This window comes from Burkholderia stagnalis (assembly GCF_902830275.1).
GTDB lineage: Bacteria > Pseudomonadota > Gammaproteobacteria > Burkholderiales > Burkholderiaceae > Burkholderia > Burkholderia stagnalis.
The window spans coordinates 50897-69307 of record NZ_CADESW010000030.1; the positions used below are offsets into that span (position 1 = coordinate 50897).

Consider the following 18411-nt stretch of genomic DNA (forward strand, 5'->3'; position numbering starts at 1 on the left):
ATTCTTTGACTTGTAGTTCTTGTTGTTGGAGTGCTTCTGATGCGGGTCTACGCTTCTCGGAAGCTTGCTATCAGATTATGGTTTCCGCTAACTTAGCATACCGAATATTGTTGAGACCGGCTCGAGACGAAATTTGACGATTATTGAACTTGTATTACGGCAGCTTCACGAGGAAACTTTAGGGAATCTCCCTGCGAAAATTTCTTACATTCATTATGTCCTTTAGGAATTAAGCGAAACTGCGTCTTACGACTTCGATTTTCTCGCAAAGCAGGTCGACAATTTTTTTGATCTGCTACAGGACTCCTGGACAGAAACGAGAGTTAGCGTTTCAGAGTAACTTTCCCCATGCGCGTGTGAAGTTCGCTGTCGCCGCTGTTTTTGCCTTGGTCTTGCGTCCACGCTTCTTGGCTTCGATATAGTCCACACCGTCGCGCACCTGTGCACCGATAGTCGTCGGTATTCTCGATCGAAACTGTGCGCTGCTCGGCATTGATTCTGACGCGAAAAAGCAAATTTCTCGAACCGTCCGGGCCGACGCGCAGGAACAGCCCGCACTCGTCCGACAGGAGATGCCACTTTCCGAGCGCCTTCGCGGCCTGGATTTGTCCCTGCAGTTAATATCGTCCTCAGGCTGGCCCATGCATGGCCAAGTAGATGCCTGCCCACCATGGACACTAAAAAGTCGCGGCTCGTACAGACTTTCGGCAGATGTCGGCAGACCATCACCCTTCCCCCCGAAAGCCCTTGTCAGCGCGGGCGTGGACAGATTCCTCCTCCCGCCGCCCCACCCCGCCAAACATCACAAATCTTTTAACTTTCCGTGAGGACTTCGACACCGCACCGTTCCTACGATGGGCGCATGTTTCCAGGACCCGCCCCGAGGAGCCCATCATGCACACCCGCAGACGCTTTCTGTTTGCCGGCGCCACCGGTCTCGCCGCCCTTGCCGCGCTGACCTCGGCCGGCCGCCGCGCGCTGCTGCGCGAGGCCGTCGCCGCCCCCGCGGCCGCCGGCCTCGAAGTCACCCACACCGACGCCGAATGGCGCCGGCTGCTCACTCCCGCCCAGTACGAGATCCTGCGCGAGGCCGGCACCGAGCGGCCCTACAGCAGCCCGCTCAACGCCGAGCACCGTCCCGGCACGTTCGCGTGCGCGGGCTGCCAGCTTGCGCTGTTCTCGTCGACGACCAAGTTCGACAGCCATACCGGCTGGCCGAGCTTCTGGGCGCCGCTCGACCATGCAGTCGTGACGAAGACCGACCTGTCGTTCGGGATGATGCGCACCGAAGTGCTGTGCCGCCGCTGCGGCGGCCATCTCGGCCACGTGTTCGACGACGGGCCGAAGCCGACCGGCCTGCGCTATTGCATGAACGGCCTCGCGCTGGTGTTCCACCCGGCCGCCGCCTGATCCCGCCCCGACCTTTCCGGAGACCGCCCCATGCTGCTCATCGTCCTCGCCTATCTCGGCGGCGTGCTCACGATCCTGAGCCCGTGCATCCTGCCCGTGCTGCCGTTCGTGTTCGCCCGCGCCGACCAGCCGTTCCGCCGCTCCGGCCTGCCGCTGCTCGTCGGCATGGCGCTCACGTTCGCGGTCGTCGCGACGCTGGCCGCCGTCGGCGGCGGCTGGGCCGCGCAGGCCAATCAGGCCGGCCGCTGGGCCGCCCTCGCGCTGCTCGCCGTGTTCGGGCTGACGCTGCTGCTGCCGCGGCTGGCCGAGCACCTGACCCGCCCGCTCGTCGCCGCCGGCAACCGGCTCACCGGCCTCGCGCAGCGCGACGGCCGTCCGGCGGGCCCCGGCTCGTCGTTCGTGCTCGGCATCGCAACCGGCCTGCTGTGGGCGCCGTGCGCGGGCCCGATCCTCGGGCTCGTGCTGACCGGCGCCGCGCTGCGCGGCGCGAACGTCGGCACGACGCTGCTGCTCGTCGCGTACGCGGCCGGCGCGGCCACGTCGCTCGGCGTCGCGCTGCTGATCGGCGGCAAGGTGTTCGCCGCGATGAAGCGCTCGCTCGGCGCCGGCGAATGGATCAAGCGCGGGATCGGCACGGCGCTGCTGGCCGGCGTCGGCGCGATCGCGCTCGGGCTCGATACGGGCGCCCTCGCGCAGCTGTCGACGGTGACCACCGGCGGCCTCGAGGCGAAGCTGGTCGACCGGCTCGGCGGGCGCTCGCAACCCGCGAAGGCGGCAGCCGGCGCACCGGCGGACGCCGTCATGGCCGCGGCCGGCGCACCGGCGCAACCGGACGGCGCAATGATGCGGGCCGCCGCCACGTCGCAGCCGCAGGCGATGCGCGCCGCCGCCCCCGCAGCGCTGCCGGTCGAAGGCACGCTGCCGCCGCTCGACGGCGCGGTGCAATGGCTGAATTCGCCGCCGCTCACCACCGCCGGCCTGCGCGGCAAGGTCGTGCTCGTCGACTTCTGGACCTATTCGTGCATCAACTGCCTGCGCACGCTGCCCTACATCAACGCGTGGGCGCGCAAGTACGCGCCGTACGGGCTCGTCGTGATCGGCGTGCACGCGCCGGAATTCGCGTTCGAGCGCGACATCGGCAACGTCCGCAAGGCCGTGCACGATCTCGGCATCGGCTACCCGGTCGCGATCGACAACAACTATGCGATCTGGCGCGCATTCGGCAACGAATACTGGCCGGCGCACTACTTCGTCGACGCGCAGGGCCGGATCCGCCGCCATCACTTCGGCGAAGGCGAATATGCGGAATCGGAGCGCGCGATCCAGGCGCTGCTCGCCGAGGCGGGCCACCCGGAAGCACTGAACGTGCCCGTCGGGCTCGCCGGCGCGCCCGCGCAAGGCGCGCAGGCCGCCGCCGACAGCGCGGCGGTGCGCTCGCCGGAAACCTACGTCGGCTATGCGCGCGCGGAGGATTTCAGCTCGCCCGGCGGCGTGGTGCGCGACGCCGCGCATCGCTACGACGCGCCGGCGCGGCCCGGCCTCAACGACTGGGGGCTCGCCGGCACGTGGCAGGTGGGCGCCGAGCATGCGGCGCTCGCGGCGCCGGCCGGCCGGATCGTCTACCGCTTCCATGCGCGCGACCTGCACCTCGTGCTCGGGCCCGACGCGAACGGCCGCCCGGTGCGCTTCCGCGTCACGCTCGACGGCGCGGCGCCCGGTGCGGCGCACGGCGCCGACGTGGATGCGCAAGGCTACGGCACCGTGACCGGCCAGCGGCTCTACCAGCTCGTGCGCCAGGCCGGCCCGATCGCGGACCGCACGTTCTCGATCGAGTTTCTCGACGCCGGCGTGCGCGCCTATGCGTTCACGTTCGGCTAAGCCCATGCCGCACGCCGGCCGACACCCGTTTTTCCTTCATCCGGATTCATGCAGGAGCACATCGTGAACACACCCTCATCGCAACAACACCCGCCGCGACGGCTCGGCCCGTTCGTCCGGCGTCATCTCGGCGTGCTCGCGCTCGCCGCCGCGGCCGCGTTCGGCTATCAGGGCATCGTCAACTCGGCCGAGCCGACCCAGGTCGTGCCGGCGCCCACGCTCGACGAAACGCCCGCTGCATCGCACAACGAGACGGCCGTGTTCGCGGGCGGCTGCTTCTGGGGCGTGCAGGGCGTGTTCGAGCACGTGAAGGGCGTGAAGCAGGTCACGGCCGGCTACGCGGGCGGCATGGCCGCGACCGCGCATTACGCACTCGTCGGCACGGGGCTGACCGGCCATGCGGAATCGGTCAGCATCGTCTACGATCCCGCGCAGATCACCTATGGCCGGCTGCTGCAGATCTTCTTCTCGGTCGCGCACGATCCGACCGAGCTCAACCGCCAGGGGCCCGACGACGGCACGCAGTACCGGTCGGCGATCTTCCCGACCAACGCGCAGCAGCGCGCGATCGCGAACGCGTACATCGCGCAGCTCGGCAATGCGCACGCGTTCGCGTCGCCGATCGTCACGCGCGTCGAGACGTTCAACGGCTTCTATGCCGCCGAGACCTATCACCAGAACTATCTCGAACTGCACCCGGACGCGCCGTACATCGCGATCAACGACATGCCGAAAGTCGCGGGGCTGAAGCAGCTGTTCCCGTCGATCTACCGGCCCGACGCGGTGCTGTGGCGGCAGACGCGCCTGTGACACGCGCACCCGCGCCGCGCATCCCCGGGGCGATGCGCGGCGCGCGGATCGAGGCGCGCACAACGATCCGCGCGGCGCTCGCGTAGAGATCAACCCTAGCCATGCCGCCCAATGCGGCCTCCGACCCTCTCGGCGCGGCCAGTTTCGCGTAGACTGCATCAGATCCACCGTTCGCATTCGGCGACGGTTGCCGCTCCCGACCCGAAAGGAGGCGTCGCGCATGCGTGCAGTGCCTGTACTGGACACCCATTCCATCGATCCGCCCGCCAGCGCGCCCGCGCGCGACCTGCGGCGCGTGCCGATCCATCCTGATCACTGGTATCCGCTCGCGTGGTCGCGCGAGCTCAAGCGCGGCAAGACGCTCGGCGTGCGCTTCGCCGGCGATCCGATCGTGCTCGTGCGCACCGAGTCCGGCGCGGTGTTCGCGCTGGAAGATCGCTGCGCGCACCGGCAGGTGCCGCTGCACGCGGGCGTCGTGACCGGCGAATCGATCCGCTGCTGCTATCACGGCTGGACCTACGACTGCAGCGGGCGCTGCATCGACGTGCCGTACCTCGGGCGCGAGCGCCTGCCCAACGGCGTGCGCGCGTATCCGTGCCGCGAGGTGCGCGGGCTGATCTTCGTGTTTCCCGGCGACGCCGCGCTGGCCGACGCGCGGCCGCTGCCCGAGTTGCCGTCGGTCGCCGACAAGGCCTACAAGACGCGCCGCTTCGGCCGCGAGGTCAAATGCCACTACTCGTTCATGCACGAGAACCTGATGGACATGAACCACCAGTTCCTGCATCGGCGGCAGATGGGGCAGATGCGCGCACGCTCGCTGGGCCGCCGGCGCGGCGAGGACTGGGTCGAGGTGGACTACACGTTCAACCGGGAGGAAGGCAAGCAGCCCGTCGGCGAGGCGCTCGTGTTCGGCGCCAGCAAGAAGCCCGGCGACCAGGCCGACAAGAGCGTGATGACGGTGCGCACCGGCTATCCGTACCAGACGCTGCGGATCCGCTCGAGCGAAGGCACGCTGGTGATGGACCTGTGGATCGTCTACGTGCCGCTCGATGCGGCGCAGCGCACCAACCGCACGTTCGGCGTGCTGTCGATCCGCCGCCCGGGCGTGCCGTTCGCGCTGGATCTCGCGTGGCCGCTGCTCGTGTGGTTCACGGAGCGCATCTTCAAGGAAGACCGCTGGATCGTCGAGCGCGAGCAGGAAGCGCACGACGCGCAGGGCGCCGACTGGAACCACGAGGTGTTTCCGGTCATCAACGAACTGCGCGACCTGCTGCGCAGTTGCGGCGGGCGCACGGTCATTCCGATTCGCGAGGCAGGCGACAGCGCGTGATGCAGACGGTGGCGCGCACGCGCGCCGCCGCTGTGCGCGTGCGCGCCGGCGGCAGCCGCCGCGCCGCCCGTTACAGCCGGAACGCGCCCGGCAGCAGCGCCTGCGCGGTCGTCACCTCGACCGCGCCTTTCAGGTTGCTCAGGATCACCTCGATGTCGGGCGTGCCGATCTCGACGATCACTTGCCGGCACGCGCCGCACGGCGCAATGGGCCCGTCCGTGTCGCCGACGACGGCCAGCCGCGCGAAATCGCCCGGACGATAGCCGGCCGCGATCGCGGCAAACATCGCCGTGCGTTCCGCGCAATTGCACAGCCCGTACGACGCGTTCTCGACGTTGCAGCCGTGAAAGATCGTGCCGTCGCGCGCCTGCAGCGCCGCGCCGACCTTGAAGCGCGAATACGGCGCATACGCGCGTTCGCGCGCGGCCTTTGCCTGCTCGATCAGTGTGTCTCGTTCCATGGCGACGATGCCTCGGGTGGGGTGAATGGATGAATCGGCGGAACCGCGCCCCGATCGAAAACCGGCACGTGCCCGGGTGCCTATTATAAGAACAGGCCGGCACGCCGCGAGACCTCGCCGTCCCGCGGCGGCCCGATGCATCCCTGCGTTCGAACCGCTCAGGCAGGCTGCAGCGCCTGCGCCTGCCGCGCATGAACGAGATCGAACAGACGCAGCACCTCATCCTCGTCGAGACTGCGCTCGTATCGCATCGCACGCGTGCGGATGTCGCCGAGACAGGCCGACAGTTCGTCGTCGCTCGCGCGAATCCCCTGCTGCTCGAGCACGTAGGCAATCGATGCACGCCCCGAATGCTTGCCGATCACGATGCGGCGCTTGCCGCCGACGATTTCCGGCGAAAACGGCTCGAACGCACTGGTGTTCTGCAGCGTGCCGTTTGCATGAATACCCGATTCGTGCGCGAAGACGTTATGGCCGACCACCGGCTGCCACGGCGGGCACTCGGCGCGCGATGCGGCGCTGACCAGCTGGCTCAGGCCGATCAGCCGCGTCGTGTCGATGCCGAGATCCACCTGGTAGAGCTGCCGAAGCGCCATCACGACCTGTGCGAGATCCGGCATGCCGGCCCGTTCGCCGATGCCGTTGACGGTCACGTGAAAGAACGTCGCCCCCGCGCGCAACCCCGCGAGCGTATTGGCGGTCGCGAGGCCGAAATCGTTGTGCGCATGGCACTGCACCGCGATGCCCGAGGCCGCCTTCACGCGCCCGACGATGTACCCGTACTGCTCCGGCGTCAGGATGCCGACCGTGTCCGACAGCCGGATCCGGTCCGCGCCGGCGGCCGCGACATGCGCCGCGTATTCCTCGACGAACCCGAGCTCCGAGCGGCCGACGTCCTCCGCGCTGATGGAGACGAACGCGCCGCGATCCTTCGCCAGCTTGACCAGGTCGGCAGCCGTGTTCAGCAGCCACGCGCGGTCTTTCTTGACGCTGTCGTTCAGGTGAATCGCCGATGTCGGCAAGCCGATGTGAATGGCTTCGAAACCCAGCGCGAGGGATTGCTCGACGTCGCTTTTCACCCCGCGGTTCCAGCCGACGAGGTTCGCTTCGTGCTTGCGTTCGAGCAGTTCCTCGATCGTCGCCAGCTCTTCGCCGCCCATTGCGGGAATGCCGACTTCCAGCCACTTCACGCCGGCCTCCAGCAGCGCTTCGAAGATCTCGATCTTTCGACGCCGCGAGAAGGCGACGCCGGGCGACTGCTCGCCGTCTCTCAACGTGGTGTCTTCCAGGATGACAGCCTGCATGATGGTTCTCCTTGGTCAAGCGTTCGAAGGCCCGGCGCCGCATTGCGCACGCCGGGAGACAACTCGCGGACGACGACAGCCATGGCCCCGCACGTCATCGGGCCAGGCCGGACAGACTGATCAGAACGGCGCCGGCCGCGATGATCCCGCAGCCCGCCGAGCGCCTGATCGACAGACGCTCGCCGAGGCAGACCCGACCGATCAGCGCGGCGAACACGACGCTCGTTTCCCGCAGCGACGAAATCGGCCCCATCGGGCCGCGCTGCATGGCCCAGATGACGATGCCGTACGCCAGCGCGGCAAAGACGCCGCCGAAGCCGGCCTTGGCGAGTTCGGCGCGGCTTCCCGACAGGCGGATCGGCCCTTTCACGACACGGAAATACGCGGCCATCATCCATGCGGTCAGCATGAACATCCACGCGGTGTAGCCCGTCGCATCGCCGTTGTGCCGGACGCCGATGCCATCGACCACGCTGTACGCGGCGATCGTCGCGCCGGTCGCGAGCGCCGCCGGCAACGCTTTCGTCACGCGCTGCTGCGACACCTTCTCCCGGTCCAGCCCGATCGCCACGATGCCGGCCGAGATCATCAGCAGGCCGGCGACGGCGCCCGCGCCGAGCCGTTCGCCCGCGAACACGGCCGCCCCGAGCGTGACCAGCAGCGGCGAAGTGCCTCGCGCCACCGGGTAGGACACGCTCAGGTCGCCCTGGTGGTACGAGTGCACCAGCAGCAGGTTGTACAGCACATGCAGCACCGCCGACGCCACCACGCACGTCCAGCTCGCCGCCACCGGGAACGGGGTGAAAGGAATCAGGACCGCGGCGAACAGCCCCATGGCGATACAGAGCACGGTGGCCGACCAGAGCCGGTCGCCGCTGCTGCGCACCAGGGCATTCCACGACGCATGAAGCAGCGCCGCGCTCAGTACTGCAAAAAGAATCGGAATCGGCAAGCCGGTTTCTCCGTGACAGGTGACAGGTGACAGATACGCATGAACGCCGGCAATGCTTGCCGCGTCAGGCCGCCAGCGCGCGAGGCTCGCCGATCCGCAGTTGCTCGCGGGCCTCTTCGGCGCTCGCCAGTTCGCCGCCGAGCTGCTCGACGATCCATTTCGCCTTGTCGACCAGCTCCGCGTTGCTCGCGGCAAGCTTGCCCTTCTCGATGTAGATCGTGTCTTCCATGCCGATACGCACATGGCCGCCCAGCACGAACGATTGAGCCAGCATCGGGAACGCATGGCGACCGATCGAGAAGCCGGTCCACTCGACGCCCGGCGGCAGCATCGAGCGCGCGAGCGTCATCGCCTCGGTCGTGGCGGGCATCCCGTACTTGATCCCGACGATGATGCTCGCGATGGCCGGCAATCGCAGCACGCCTTCGTCGAACAGGTCGCGCGCAAGATGCAGGTTGCCGATGTCGAACAGTTCGAGCTCCGGCACCGCGCCGCACGCGTGGATCGCACGCGCGATCGCGCGGATCGTCGGCGGCGTGTTGATCACGACCTCGCTGCCGAAGAACATCGTGTCGAGATCGAGCGTCGCGATGTCCGGCCGCAGCGACGGCAAGTGCGCGACGCGCCGCTCGGGCGGCAACAGGTTGGTGCGTGGCCCGGCAACGGCCGGATCGACGTCGCCCGGCTGGAACCGGCCGCCCGGCCCCGTCGTGATATTGACGATCAGTGCCGGGTTCTTCTGGCGGATGCGGTCCACCACTTCCTGGTAGTGCGCCAGTTCCATCGACGCGCGTCCCGTTTCCGGATCCCGCACATGCAGATGAACGATCGCCGCGCCTGCGTCGGCGGCCTCGAGCGATGCGTCGGCGATCTGCTTCGGGGTGATCGGCAGATGCGGGTTCTGTTCGAGCCGGGTCTGGCTGCCGGTGACTGCGCAAGTCAGAATGGTCCTGCGAGTGGCCATGTCGTGCTCCTCGAAATGGAAATGACGGTGCTGAATCGGGTGTGGCGATGCGTCATGCCGCCGCTTGCTCGAGCCGCTGCCGGTAGATGCGCGACATCCGGACGAGCCGGTCCGCGCCCGCCACCGCGACAGGCTCTGCGCGGTACCGCTTCAATGCACCCTTGAGCCGTGCGATCGAAAACACCGATGCGTCCGGCCATTCCGCTTCGTCGATCTCCGTGTGGCACGCGCCGATCTGCAGCCACGTGTGGCCATCGCCGCCCCCCACCAGCGGCAGTTCGAGCCGGGCGGCGAGCAATTCGTATTTTTCGCGGGAAGCGAGATCCTTGGCAGGCAGCTCGATCGCGGACAACTGCTTGCCGACCACCGGCAATTCGTCGATCCACTTCCGGCCGAAATACACGTGATGCGCGACCACCGCCGTCTCGCCGCCGCCCGCCTTCAGCACGTCGAGCAGCTCCGGCAGCGAATAGAAACCCTTCTGCCGTTCGAGCCGCCTCAGCACGTCCGGCGGAGCATGCACGCCGGCGTCGCCGCCGCCCCGCAGCGACACTTCCGCGCCCGAACTGAGCAGCAGCCCGCTCTCGAGCCGCAGCACCCCAGGCGCGAGCCGCTCGCCGCCGACGCGATTCGCGTCGAATACACCTTCCAGCAAATCCGGGTAATGTACGGCGTCGAGATGTTCGCAGATGCACAGCGCATCGAGCCCGTTGCGGCGCGCGGCGTCGAGCGTGAATCGAATCTCGTCCCAGTCCGGGCGGGCCGTCTTGCTGATCAGCAAATGGACATGTGTATCCAGTTTCATTTGATCGCTCCTGAAATGCCATTGATCGATGTTCCTGCAATGCGTTGCGGCGACACCGCGCGACCAGCGATCGCCCGGCGCCGGACTGCTTCCTTACTCCGCCGTTCTTTCCTCAAGAGGACAAACTCGTGCCACGAATAGCCGTTGTCTATGGTTCGTACCATCCCGAACTCGTCGCCCGCATGCTCGAAGCGGCTCGCCAGGAAGCCTCGGTGTCAGGCTGTACGATCGTCGCGGAACACGCCGTGCCCGGCGCGATGGAGCAGCCGCTCGCGGTGAAGCGCCTGCTGACGGAAGACGATGTCGACGCGGTCGTGGCACTCGGCATCATCGAAAAGGGCGAAACGAGCCACGGCCTCGTGATGGCGCAGGCCGTGATCCGTTCGCTGATCGATTTGCAGCTGGCCACCATGAAGCCGGTCGGCGTCGGCATTCTCGGTCCCGACATTCACCCGAGCCAGATACCGCCGCGACTCGAGCCGTATGCCCGCGACGCGGTGCGCGCCGCGAAGACCATGCTCGACGGCGCACACCGCCCGGCTCGATCGGTCTTCTAGCCTGCGCCTGGAATCAGGCTCAGCACATCCTTGATCGGCAGCAGCGCGGGCTCGGCCTCGAGCGAGCGGCCATGCTCCAGGATGCTGCGCGCGACGCTTTCCATCGCCGGATACGCCGCGCGCAGCAACTGGTTCGCGTAGATCACGATATTGAAACCGGCGGCGGCCAGATCGTCGTAGCGCACGCTGTTGAAGCTCGTCGGCACGCATACGAGCGGCGTGGTCGGGAAGTTGCGCCGATAGTGCCGCGCGAACTCGAAAACCTCGTCGGCGCACGCGCGGCGGCTGTGAATCATGACGCCGTCCGCGCCGGCCTCTGAATAGGCGTACGCGCGCCGCAGCGCGTCGTCCATGCCCTTTTCCAGTATCAGGCTCTCGATTCTCGCGATAATCATGAAATCGCGATGGTTTTTCGCATCCGCCGCGATTTTCAGTTTTTCGGAAAACTCGCGAATATCGGCCTGCTCCTGGAATACGTCATTCCCGAACAGGGAATTCCGCTTGAGCCCGACCTTGTCTTCGATAATCAGCGCGGAAACGCCGGCCGCTTCAATCAATGGGACATTGAGCGCGAGATGCTCGGATTGACCGCCCGTATCGCCATCCATTACCAGCGGCAAATTCGTGTTCTCGAATATTTCGCCGATATTGGCCAGGCGGCTTCTCAAGTCGAGCAATTCGATATCCGGTTTGCCGCGCACCGTGGAGTCGGTGAGCGAACTCGACCAGAAGCCGTCGTATGTCAGCGCCTGCCCGCCGCTGTTCAGGCAAAGCGACTCGATGATCATTGCGCTGATCGGACTGAAAGACTCCATCAATCGGATGCATTGCTTGCGATCGATGGCCTCGCGTAATGCGGACAATCGTGCGGCGTTGGCCAGACGCTTGGTGGGTCGACTCATGATCTCTGATTATTGGCAAGCGAACCGGATTCCCTCGGTCAGCGGAATCCCATATTTTGGAAATAATTCACGGCATCGAAATCAAACTGCCACTTCAATTTATTAATCAGACATATCGCTGTCAAGAAAATGACATGTGAAATTTGGCGATATGCATAGATGCCGGCGTGGATTTCAATATCCAGCTGAATATTTCAAAAATTACGCCCGTCTTTCGACTTCGAAAGAATCGTTCGATTCGCTCGTTATTCGAAGCCTGTCGGGATTCGATCGCTCCGGCTGTTGGCCGGAAAAGCGCGTTTCTGCGGCATCGACAGCCATGTCGATGCCGCGGGCCGGGAAGCCGTGTCATCGCGGGCACGAACGCCCGCTCGGCGCCGGCGATCGATCAACCGATCTCAATCGATCTCAACCCATCTCAATCGATCCACTGATGGACCGTCGGCGGCGGCACGTCGCCCGCATCGCCCAGCGTATAGATGCGCTGAATCTCATCCACCGCGCGCGCCGCCGCAGCGGCATCGCGCGCATGCACGAACCCGAGCGGCTCGCCGGCTTCCACGCGCTGCCCAAGCTCCACGAGTGCCGACAGCCCCACGCCGTAGTCGATCGCGTCTTCCGCGCGCGTGCGGCCACCGCCGAGCGCGACCACCACCAGCCCGAGCGCGCGGCAATCGACCCGCTGCACGACGCCGCTCGTGCGCGCCGGCACCGGCACGGTGACGGCCGCCCGCGCCAGATGACGCGCCGGCGCATCGAGCAGGTCCGCCGGGCCGCCGAGCACCGCGACCATCTTCGCGAAGCGTTCCGCCGCCGCGCCCGAATCCAGCGCGTGCTGCAGCATCGCATGCGCCTGCGCGGCCTCCCCGGCCAGGCCGCCGGTGACGAGCAGCTGCGCGGCAAGCGCCATCGTGACCTCATGCAGGCGCGCGGGCCGCGACTTGCCGGTCAGGTAATCGATCGCGCATGCCACTTCGATCGCATTGCCCGCGCACGGCGCGAGCGACTGATTCATGTCGGTGAGGATCGCGGTCGTCTTCATGCCCGCGCCGTTGCCCACGTCGACGATGCTGCGCGCGAGCTCGACCGACTTCTCGAAGGTCGGCATGAACGCGCCGGAGCCGACCTTGACGTCCATCACGAGCCCGTCGAGCCCGGCCGCGAGCTTCTTCGACAGGATCGACGCGGTGATCATCGCGACCGACTCGACGGTCGCCGTGATGTCGCGGATCGCATAGATCCGCTTGTCGGCCGGCGCAAGCTGCGCGGTCTGGCCGATGATCGCGACGCCGACGTCGCGCACCGCGCGGCGGAACGCGTGCGTGTCGGGCGTGACGTCATAGCCGGGAATCGCGCTCAGCTTGTCGAGCGTGCCGCCGGTATGGCCGAGCCCGCGCCCCGAAATCATCGGCACGAAGCCGCCGCACGCGGCGATCATCGGCCCCAGCATCAGCGACACGACGTCGCCCACGCCGCCGGTCGAGTGCTTGTCGATCACGGGCCCGCCGAGATCGAGCGCGCGCCAGTCGAGCACCTCGCCCGAGTCGCGCTGCGCGAGCGTCAGCGCGACGCGCTCGTCGACGCTCAGGTCGTTGAAGTACACGGCCATCGCGAACGCCGCGACCTGGCCTTCGGTCACGCTCCCGTCCGTCACGCCGCCGACGAACGCCGCGATCTCCTCGCGGCTGAGCGGCAGACGGTCGCGCTTCTTGCGAATGAATTCCTGCGGCAGAAACATGGTGAGGGTCCTCGGTAAGATCTCAATGCAGCGAGAAGAACAAGCCGGCGATCGCGGCGCTCATCAGGTTCGACAGCGTTGCGGCCGTCAGCGCGCGCAGCCCGTGCCGCGTCACTTCCGAGCGCCGCTCCGGCGCGACCGCGCTGAAGCCGCCCGCGAGGATCGCGATCGACGAGAAATTCGCGAAGCCGCACAGCGCGAACGACACGATCGCGACCGTCTTCGGGTCGAGCACCTGCAGCCCCGCCGCCGCGACATGCCAGCTGTCCTTCAGGTACGGCGACAAGTCGCCGTACGCGACGAACTCGTTGAAGATCAGCTTCTCGCCGATGAAGTTCCCGGCCAGCACCGCATCGTGCCACGGCACGCCGATCATCCACGCGAGCGGCGCGAACGCGCGGCCGAGCAGGCCCAGCAGCGTGACCTGCGGAAAGCCGACGAGCGCGGCCACGCCGCTCACGAGCAGGTTCATCAGCGCGATGAGCCCGACGAACGCGATCAGCATCGCGCCGACGTTGATCGCGATCCGCAGGCCCACCGACGCGCCGGACGCCGCCGCCTCGATCACGTTGGCCGCGCGCTTGTCGTCGAAGTCGAGCCCGTCGACGACGACGCGGCTCGGCTCCACGGTCGGGAACAGCAGCTTGCCGAACAGCAGCCCGCCCGGCACGGCCATGAACGACGCGGCGAGCAGATATTCCATCTTCACGCCGAGGCCCGCGTAGCCGACCAGCACGGAGCCCGCGATCGACGCCATGCCGCTCGCCATCACCGTGAAGATCTCCGCGCTCGTCATATGCTTCACGAACGGCTTCACGAGCGCCGGCATCTCGCTCTGCCCGAGGAAGATCGTCGCGACCGCCGAGCACGCTTCGATGCGGCTCACGCCGAGCAGCTTCGCCAGCGCCGCGCCGAGGATCGCGACGAGCCATTTCATCACGCCGAGGTAGTACAGCACCGCGATCAGCGCGGTGACGAAGATGATCATCGGCAGCACGCGCAGGCCGAACACGAAGCCGCCGTCGCCGAACAGCTGGAACATCCGGCTGTCGACCAGCCCGCCGAACACGAACGCGATGCCGTGATTGCCCATGTCGAGCACGCGATTGACTCCGCTCGCGGCCGCCGCGAGCGCCGCTCGGCCGGGCGGCACGAACAGCACGAGCGCGCCGATCGCGAGCTGCGTGCACAGCGCGGCGACCATCGTGCGGCCGCGCACCGCGCGCCGGTTGTTCGACAGCAGATACGCGACCAGCAGCAGGAACAGCATGCCCAACAGACTGCGCAGAATATCCACGTGAAGCCCCTTTCGATGTTGGAAAGCGCTCGCGCCGAGCGGCCCGTCATGCGCGCGGCGCAAGCAGCGCAAGCCGATGCGGCGCGGCTTGCTGCCGTCACTCGGCCGGCACGCCGTGCTGCCAGTGCGCCCAGTCCTTCACGATCGCGTTCACGAGCGGCGAACCGGCGAGATAGAGATTGTCGAGCGCCGGCACGAAACCGCCCTGGCTCTGGTAGTCGAGCAGGTTGGCGACGTCCGAGCCGCCCTGCGGCGGACGGTCGAAGTCCGAACCCGAGCGCAGCACGGCCACGCGCTGCGTATCGGCGAGCCCCGCGGCCGCCGCGCGTTTCACGACTTCGAACGTCGCGTTGTCTTCCTGCTGCGTCGTGCAGTACACGCCCTTGCCGTCGGTCACGAGGCGCGTCCAGTCACGCGCGCGCTGGCCGAGCGCGGTGCCCGAGAACCACGTATCGCCCGCCAGCGTGTCGCACTGGATGACCTTCGGGCGCTGGTTGGCGGGCGCGTCAGGATACTTCGCGCGATACGCGGCCGCCTCCGCGCTGTCGTGCAGCGTCACGTCGCGCGACAGCGCCAGCGCCTTCTGCAGCAGCGCCTCGTTCAGCTGGAACACCTCGGTGCGGTAGTCGAGCGGCGGCTTCTCGTTCTCGCTCTTGGTGTTGATGCCCAGGTAGCCCGACTTCCATCCGGCCGGAATCTCGCGCGCGTCCAGCTCCCACTGGATGCCGAAATCGACCAGGTAGCGCGCCCATGCGGCCGAGCCGAGCGTGCCCTGCGCCGGATCGATGCCCGCGATGCCCGTGATCAGGAAGTAGGTCTTGCGCAGGTCGAACTGCCGCGAATAGACGAGCGCGGCCATCGATGCCGCCGCGTTCGCGTGGCCCATTCCGGTCGTCAGCACGCAGACGTCGTCGCGCGTGCAGCTCACCGCCGGATAGTCGGGCGACAGGCCCGGCACCGCGATGCGCTGCAGCGGCCCGAGGCGATCGAGCCACGCCTTGCCTTCCGGCCCGAACATCGTGATGACGAGCACCTTGACGGCACGCGGCCGACGCGCGCCATCGCCGGCCGCCTGCGCGGCGGCCGCGAACGCGCCCGCGAGCACCAGCAGCATCAATCGTTTCAGCCATTGTTTCTTGAACATGGTTCCCTCGTATGGATGGTTCTCGTGATGATGCGTGAATCGTGCTGCCTGCGGCGCCGGCCTCAGAACTGATAGCCGACGCTCGCGTAATAGCCCCAGCCGGTCGAGCGGTTGCGGAACGGCCCGTCGCCGAAATTCAGTTCGGTCCCGTTCCACTGGCCGCCGTTGTGAAAATACCGGGCCGCCGTCCAGAAGCGCCAGTGCTTGAACGAATAGATCAGCACGTTCGTCGCGACGAACGCCGTGTCGGTGCGCGCGTCGCCGCCCGATTCCTCGCGCAGCTTCGAGCCGAAGTCGTAGTTGAAAAAGCCGACGTAGGTGAGGTTGCCGCCATGGAACGTGCCGATCGGGTAGATGTACTTCATCTGCGCGCGATAGCCGTCCCACGAGTTCTGGTTCGCGGCGCCGTAGTTCTCCCACTGCCGGCGCACGTACAGGTTCGCGGACAGCAGCAGCTTCGTATGCGTGTCGATGTCGGTGCCGAAGCCCGCGTACAGCGTGTTCTGGCGTCCCGCCGTGTTGCGCCCGTGGTCGTAGATCCAGTCGAACGCCACGTACCATTCCTTGAACGGGCCGAAGCCGAGCGGCCGGCCGACGAGCTCGTCGATCGACACGCGCGGCTCCTGCTCGCTGAACAGCGGCGAGCCCTTGTTCGTGATGCCCGTGTCGTAGCCGTTGCCGGCGCCGAACACGCGCGGCACGTCCACGTAGCCGTACAGGTCGAACGGGCCTTTCCGGCCGAAATACTCGTATTCGAGGTAGACGTCGTTGGTCGCATGCGGCCCGAAGCGGATGTCCTTCGAGCCGATCACGCCGATGCTCTGGTGAAACCACGTCGACAGATACGGCGACGGCGCGGGCGCCGGCGGCGGATTCGGCACGACCGCGCCGCTTTCCGCGAGCAGCGGGCCAGCCGGCGGCGCGTCGGCCTGCGCCGCCGGTGCGGCGAGCATGCCGGCCGCCGCCGCAAGCAGCGCGGCGCCGGCACGTACCCTCGTCGATTTCGATCGTCTTCTGCACCCAGGTTCGTTATTCAGTTCTTCTATGCACATTCGCCTGATTCCATACGTCCGTCTTCTTGTTGTTCGAAGCGCGACGCGCATGCGCCGGCCATGGAGCGCCGTACGCGCCGACTGCCCCACATTCGAGCGCGCCGCCTGCTTCAGGTGCGTGCGCGCGTCGATGTTGACCAGGCAGTCAGCTTTCGGCGAGTCCCGCGGATAAAACGGGAGGAATCAAGCACAACCCATGCCATATGTTGACCGTTCGGACAGGATGCTGAACGAAGATGCCTGCCCGCCGCCGTGCGCATCGCCGCGGCCGTGGCCCATTCCGGCCCGGCGATGGCGCACGGCGGCGCACGGTTCGTCTACCCGTTGCGCTCGACCGGATGCGGCTCCTTGCGCCGGTTCGCGATCCGCGTCGCCTCGTAATACGCGGCTTGCGGCGGCCGCTTCAGGTATTTCCCCGCGCCGCGCACCGCGCGCAATTCCCCGTTCGCCCACGCGAGCGCGCCGCGCGTGAGCGTATGCGTCGCGACGCCCTGCACCGTCATGCCCTCGAACACGTTGAAATCGACCTTCTGGTGATGCGTATCGACCGAGATCGTCTTCGTCGCGGCGGGATCCCACACCACCAGATCGGCGTCCGCGCCCACCTGCACGGCCCCCTTGCGCGGATACAGGTTGAAGATCTGCGCGGCATTCGTCGACGTGATCCGCACGAACTCGTTCGGCGTGATGCGGCCGTGATTGACGCCGTGATGCCACAGCACCGACATTCGATCCTCGACGCCGCCGCAGCCGTTCGGGATCTTCGTGAAGTCGTCGCGGCCCATCGCCTTCTGCGATGCGCAGAACACGCAGTGATCGGTCGCCGTCGTATGCAGCTGCCCGGCCTGCAGCCCGCGCCACAGCGCCTCGCGATGCTCGGCCGAGCGGAACGGCGGGCTCATCACGTGCGCCGCCGCGCGCGTCCAGTCCGGATCGCGATAGACGGCTTCGTCGATCACGAGATGCCCCGGCAGCACTTCGCCGAACACGCGCAGGCCTTCGATGCGCGCCCGCGCGATCGCGTCCACCGCATCCTTCGACGACACGTGCACGATATAGACCGGCACGCCGAGCACCTGCGCGATGCGGATCGCGCGGTTCGCGGCTTCGCCCTCGACCTCGGGCGGGCGCGACAGCGGATGCGCCTCCGGCCCGGTCATGCCGCGCGCGAGCAGCGCCTTCTGCAGGCGGAACACGAGCTCGCCGTTCTCCGCATGCACGGTCGGCAGCGCGCCGAGTTCGAGCGAACGTGAAAAGCTGTTCACGAGCACTTCGTCGTCGGCCATGATCGCGTTCTTGTACGCCATGAAATGCTTGAAGCTCGACACGCCGTGATCGTGGACGAGCGTGCCCATGTCGCGATGCACGGTTTCGTCCCACCACGTCACCGCGACGTGAAAGCCGTAATCGGCCGCCGCTTTCCCGGCCCAGCCGCGCCATTCGTGGAACGCGTCCATCAGCGGCTGCTTCGGGCTCGGGATCACGAAATCGATGATGCTCGTCGTGCCGCCCGCGAGCCCCGCCGCGGTGCCCGTATAGAAATCGTCGCTCGCCGTCGTGCCCATGAACGGCAGCTCCATGTGCGTATGCGGGTCGATGCCGCCCGGCATCACGTACTGGTCGTGCGCATCGACGATCGACGCGCCGGCCGGCGCGTCGATCCGCTCCGCGATCTGCAGGATCGTGCCGCCGTCCTGCGGATCGGCACACAGGATGTCCGCGCGATAGCTGCGGTCCGCATCGACGACGGTGCCGCCGCGAATCAGGATTGCCATGGTGCTGCCTCCTCGTTGACTGCCAGTGTCCGT

Annotated in this window: 16 protein-coding genes; 5 read left to right on the forward strand and 11 right to left on the reverse strand. The window is 67.1% G+C overall.

The window, feature by feature from the left end; all coding sequences use genetic code 11:
* Positions 1-894 precede the first annotated feature (894 nt).
* The 4 genes from msrB (at position 895) to HWY45_RS33445 (ending at position 5428) form a co-directional block, all read left to right on the forward strand.
* The gene (gene msrB / locus HWY45_RS33430) at positions 895-1410 is read left to right on the forward strand and encodes a peptide-methionine (R)-S-oxide reductase MsrB (protein WP_059558852.1); all 516 of its coding nucleotides are present in this window, start codon (positions 895-897) and stop codon (positions 1408-1410) included.
* A gap of 30 nt (positions 1411-1440) precedes the next feature.
* Positions 1441-3288, forward strand: coding sequence for a cytochrome c biogenesis protein DipZ (locus HWY45_RS33435; RefSeq protein WP_059885804.1), 1848 nt, complete (start codon positions 1441-1443; stop codon positions 3286-3288).
* A gap of 63 nt (positions 3289-3351) precedes the next feature.
* Positions 3352-4098, forward strand: a complete 747-nt coding sequence (gene msrA / locus HWY45_RS33440; protein ID WP_059885835.1) for a peptide-methionine (S)-S-oxide reductase MsrA — start codon at positions 3352-3354, stop codon at positions 4096-4098.
* A 220-nt stretch (positions 4099-4318) separates the two neighbouring features.
* Positions 4319-5428, forward strand: coding sequence for an aromatic ring-hydroxylating oxygenase subunit alpha (locus tag HWY45_RS33445; protein WP_059558956.1), 1110 nt, complete (start codon positions 4319-4321; stop codon positions 5426-5428).
* Positions 5429-5498: 70 nt separating this feature from the next.
* On the opposite strand, the gene HWY45_RS33450 is transcribed toward HWY45_RS33445, so the two are convergent.
* From HWY45_RS33450 to HWY45_RS33470, 5 genes are all read right to left on the reverse strand, one after another.
* A complete protein-coding gene (locus HWY45_RS33450; RefSeq protein ID WP_059558859.1) occupies positions 5499-5888 on the reverse strand; it encodes a cytidine deaminase in 390 nt (129 codons plus the stop codon).
* A gap of 158 nt (positions 5889-6046) precedes the next feature.
* Positions 6047-7192 (reverse strand): homocitrate synthase/isopropylmalate synthase family protein, encoded by a 1146-nt coding sequence (locus HWY45_RS33455; protein ID WP_059885805.1) that lies wholly within the window; start codon positions 7190-7192, stop codon positions 6047-6049.
* Positions 7193-7286: 94 nt separating this feature from the next.
* Positions 7287-8144, reverse strand: coding sequence for a DMT family transporter (locus HWY45_RS33460; RefSeq protein WP_059885807.1), 858 nt, complete (start codon positions 8142-8144; stop codon positions 7287-7289).
* Positions 8145-8208: 64 nt separating this feature from the next.
* A complete protein-coding gene (locus tag HWY45_RS33465; protein WP_059802615.1) occupies positions 8209-9108 on the reverse strand; it encodes a beta-keto acid cleavage family enzyme in 900 nt (299 codons plus the stop codon).
* Between the two features lie 52 nt (positions 9109-9160).
* On the reverse strand, positions 9161-9913 hold the full coding sequence (locus tag HWY45_RS33470) for a PHP domain-containing protein (protein ID WP_059558875.1): 753 nt from the start codon (positions 9911-9913) through the stop codon (positions 9161-9163).
* A gap of 128 nt (positions 9914-10041) precedes the next feature.
* Here HWY45_RS33470 and HWY45_RS33475 point away from each other — a divergent pair, with 128 nt between their 5' ends.
* Entirely contained in the window at positions 10042-10470 is a 429-nt protein-coding gene (locus tag HWY45_RS33475) for a 6,7-dimethyl-8-ribityllumazine synthase (protein WP_081069933.1), read from the forward strand.
* On the opposite strand, the gene aepX is transcribed toward HWY45_RS33475, so the two are convergent.
* From aepX to hydA, 6 genes are all read right to left on the reverse strand, one after another.
* Positions 10467-11372 (reverse strand): phosphoenolpyruvate mutase, encoded by a 906-nt coding sequence (gene aepX / locus HWY45_RS33480; protein ID WP_059802613.1) that lies wholly within the window; start codon positions 11370-11372, stop codon positions 10467-10469. The genes HWY45_RS33475 and aepX overlap by 4 nt on opposite strands.
* 418 nt (positions 11373-11790) lie before the next feature.
* The gene (gene deoA / locus HWY45_RS33485) at positions 11791-13110 is read right to left on the reverse strand and encodes a thymidine phosphorylase (RefSeq protein ID WP_059885811.1); all 1320 of its coding nucleotides are present in this window, start codon (positions 13108-13110) and stop codon (positions 11791-11793) included.
* A gap of 22 nt (positions 13111-13132) precedes the next feature.
* Positions 13133-14407 carry a NupC/NupG family nucleoside CNT transporter gene (locus tag HWY45_RS33490; protein WP_059885812.1) on the reverse strand — a complete coding sequence of 425 codons (1275 nt, stop codon included), beginning with the start codon at positions 14405-14407 and terminating at the stop codon, positions 13133-13135.
* 97 nt (positions 14408-14504) lie between these two features.
* Complete coding sequence (locus HWY45_RS33495) at positions 14505-15551, reverse strand: purine-nucleoside phosphorylase (RefSeq protein ID WP_059885813.1); 1047 nt, start codon at positions 15549-15551, stop codon at positions 14505-14507.
* 62 nt (positions 15552-15613) lie between these two features.
* Positions 15614-16504 (reverse strand): nucleoside-specific channel-forming protein Tsx, encoded by an 891-nt coding sequence (locus HWY45_RS33500; protein ID WP_059885815.1) that lies wholly within the window; start codon positions 16502-16504, stop codon positions 15614-15616.
* 416 nt (positions 16505-16920) lie between these two features.
* Entirely contained in the window at positions 16921-18378 is a 1458-nt protein-coding gene (gene hydA / locus HWY45_RS33505) for a dihydropyrimidinase (RefSeq protein ID WP_059885817.1), read from the reverse strand.
* Between the last annotated feature and the right edge of the window lie 33 nt (positions 18379-18411).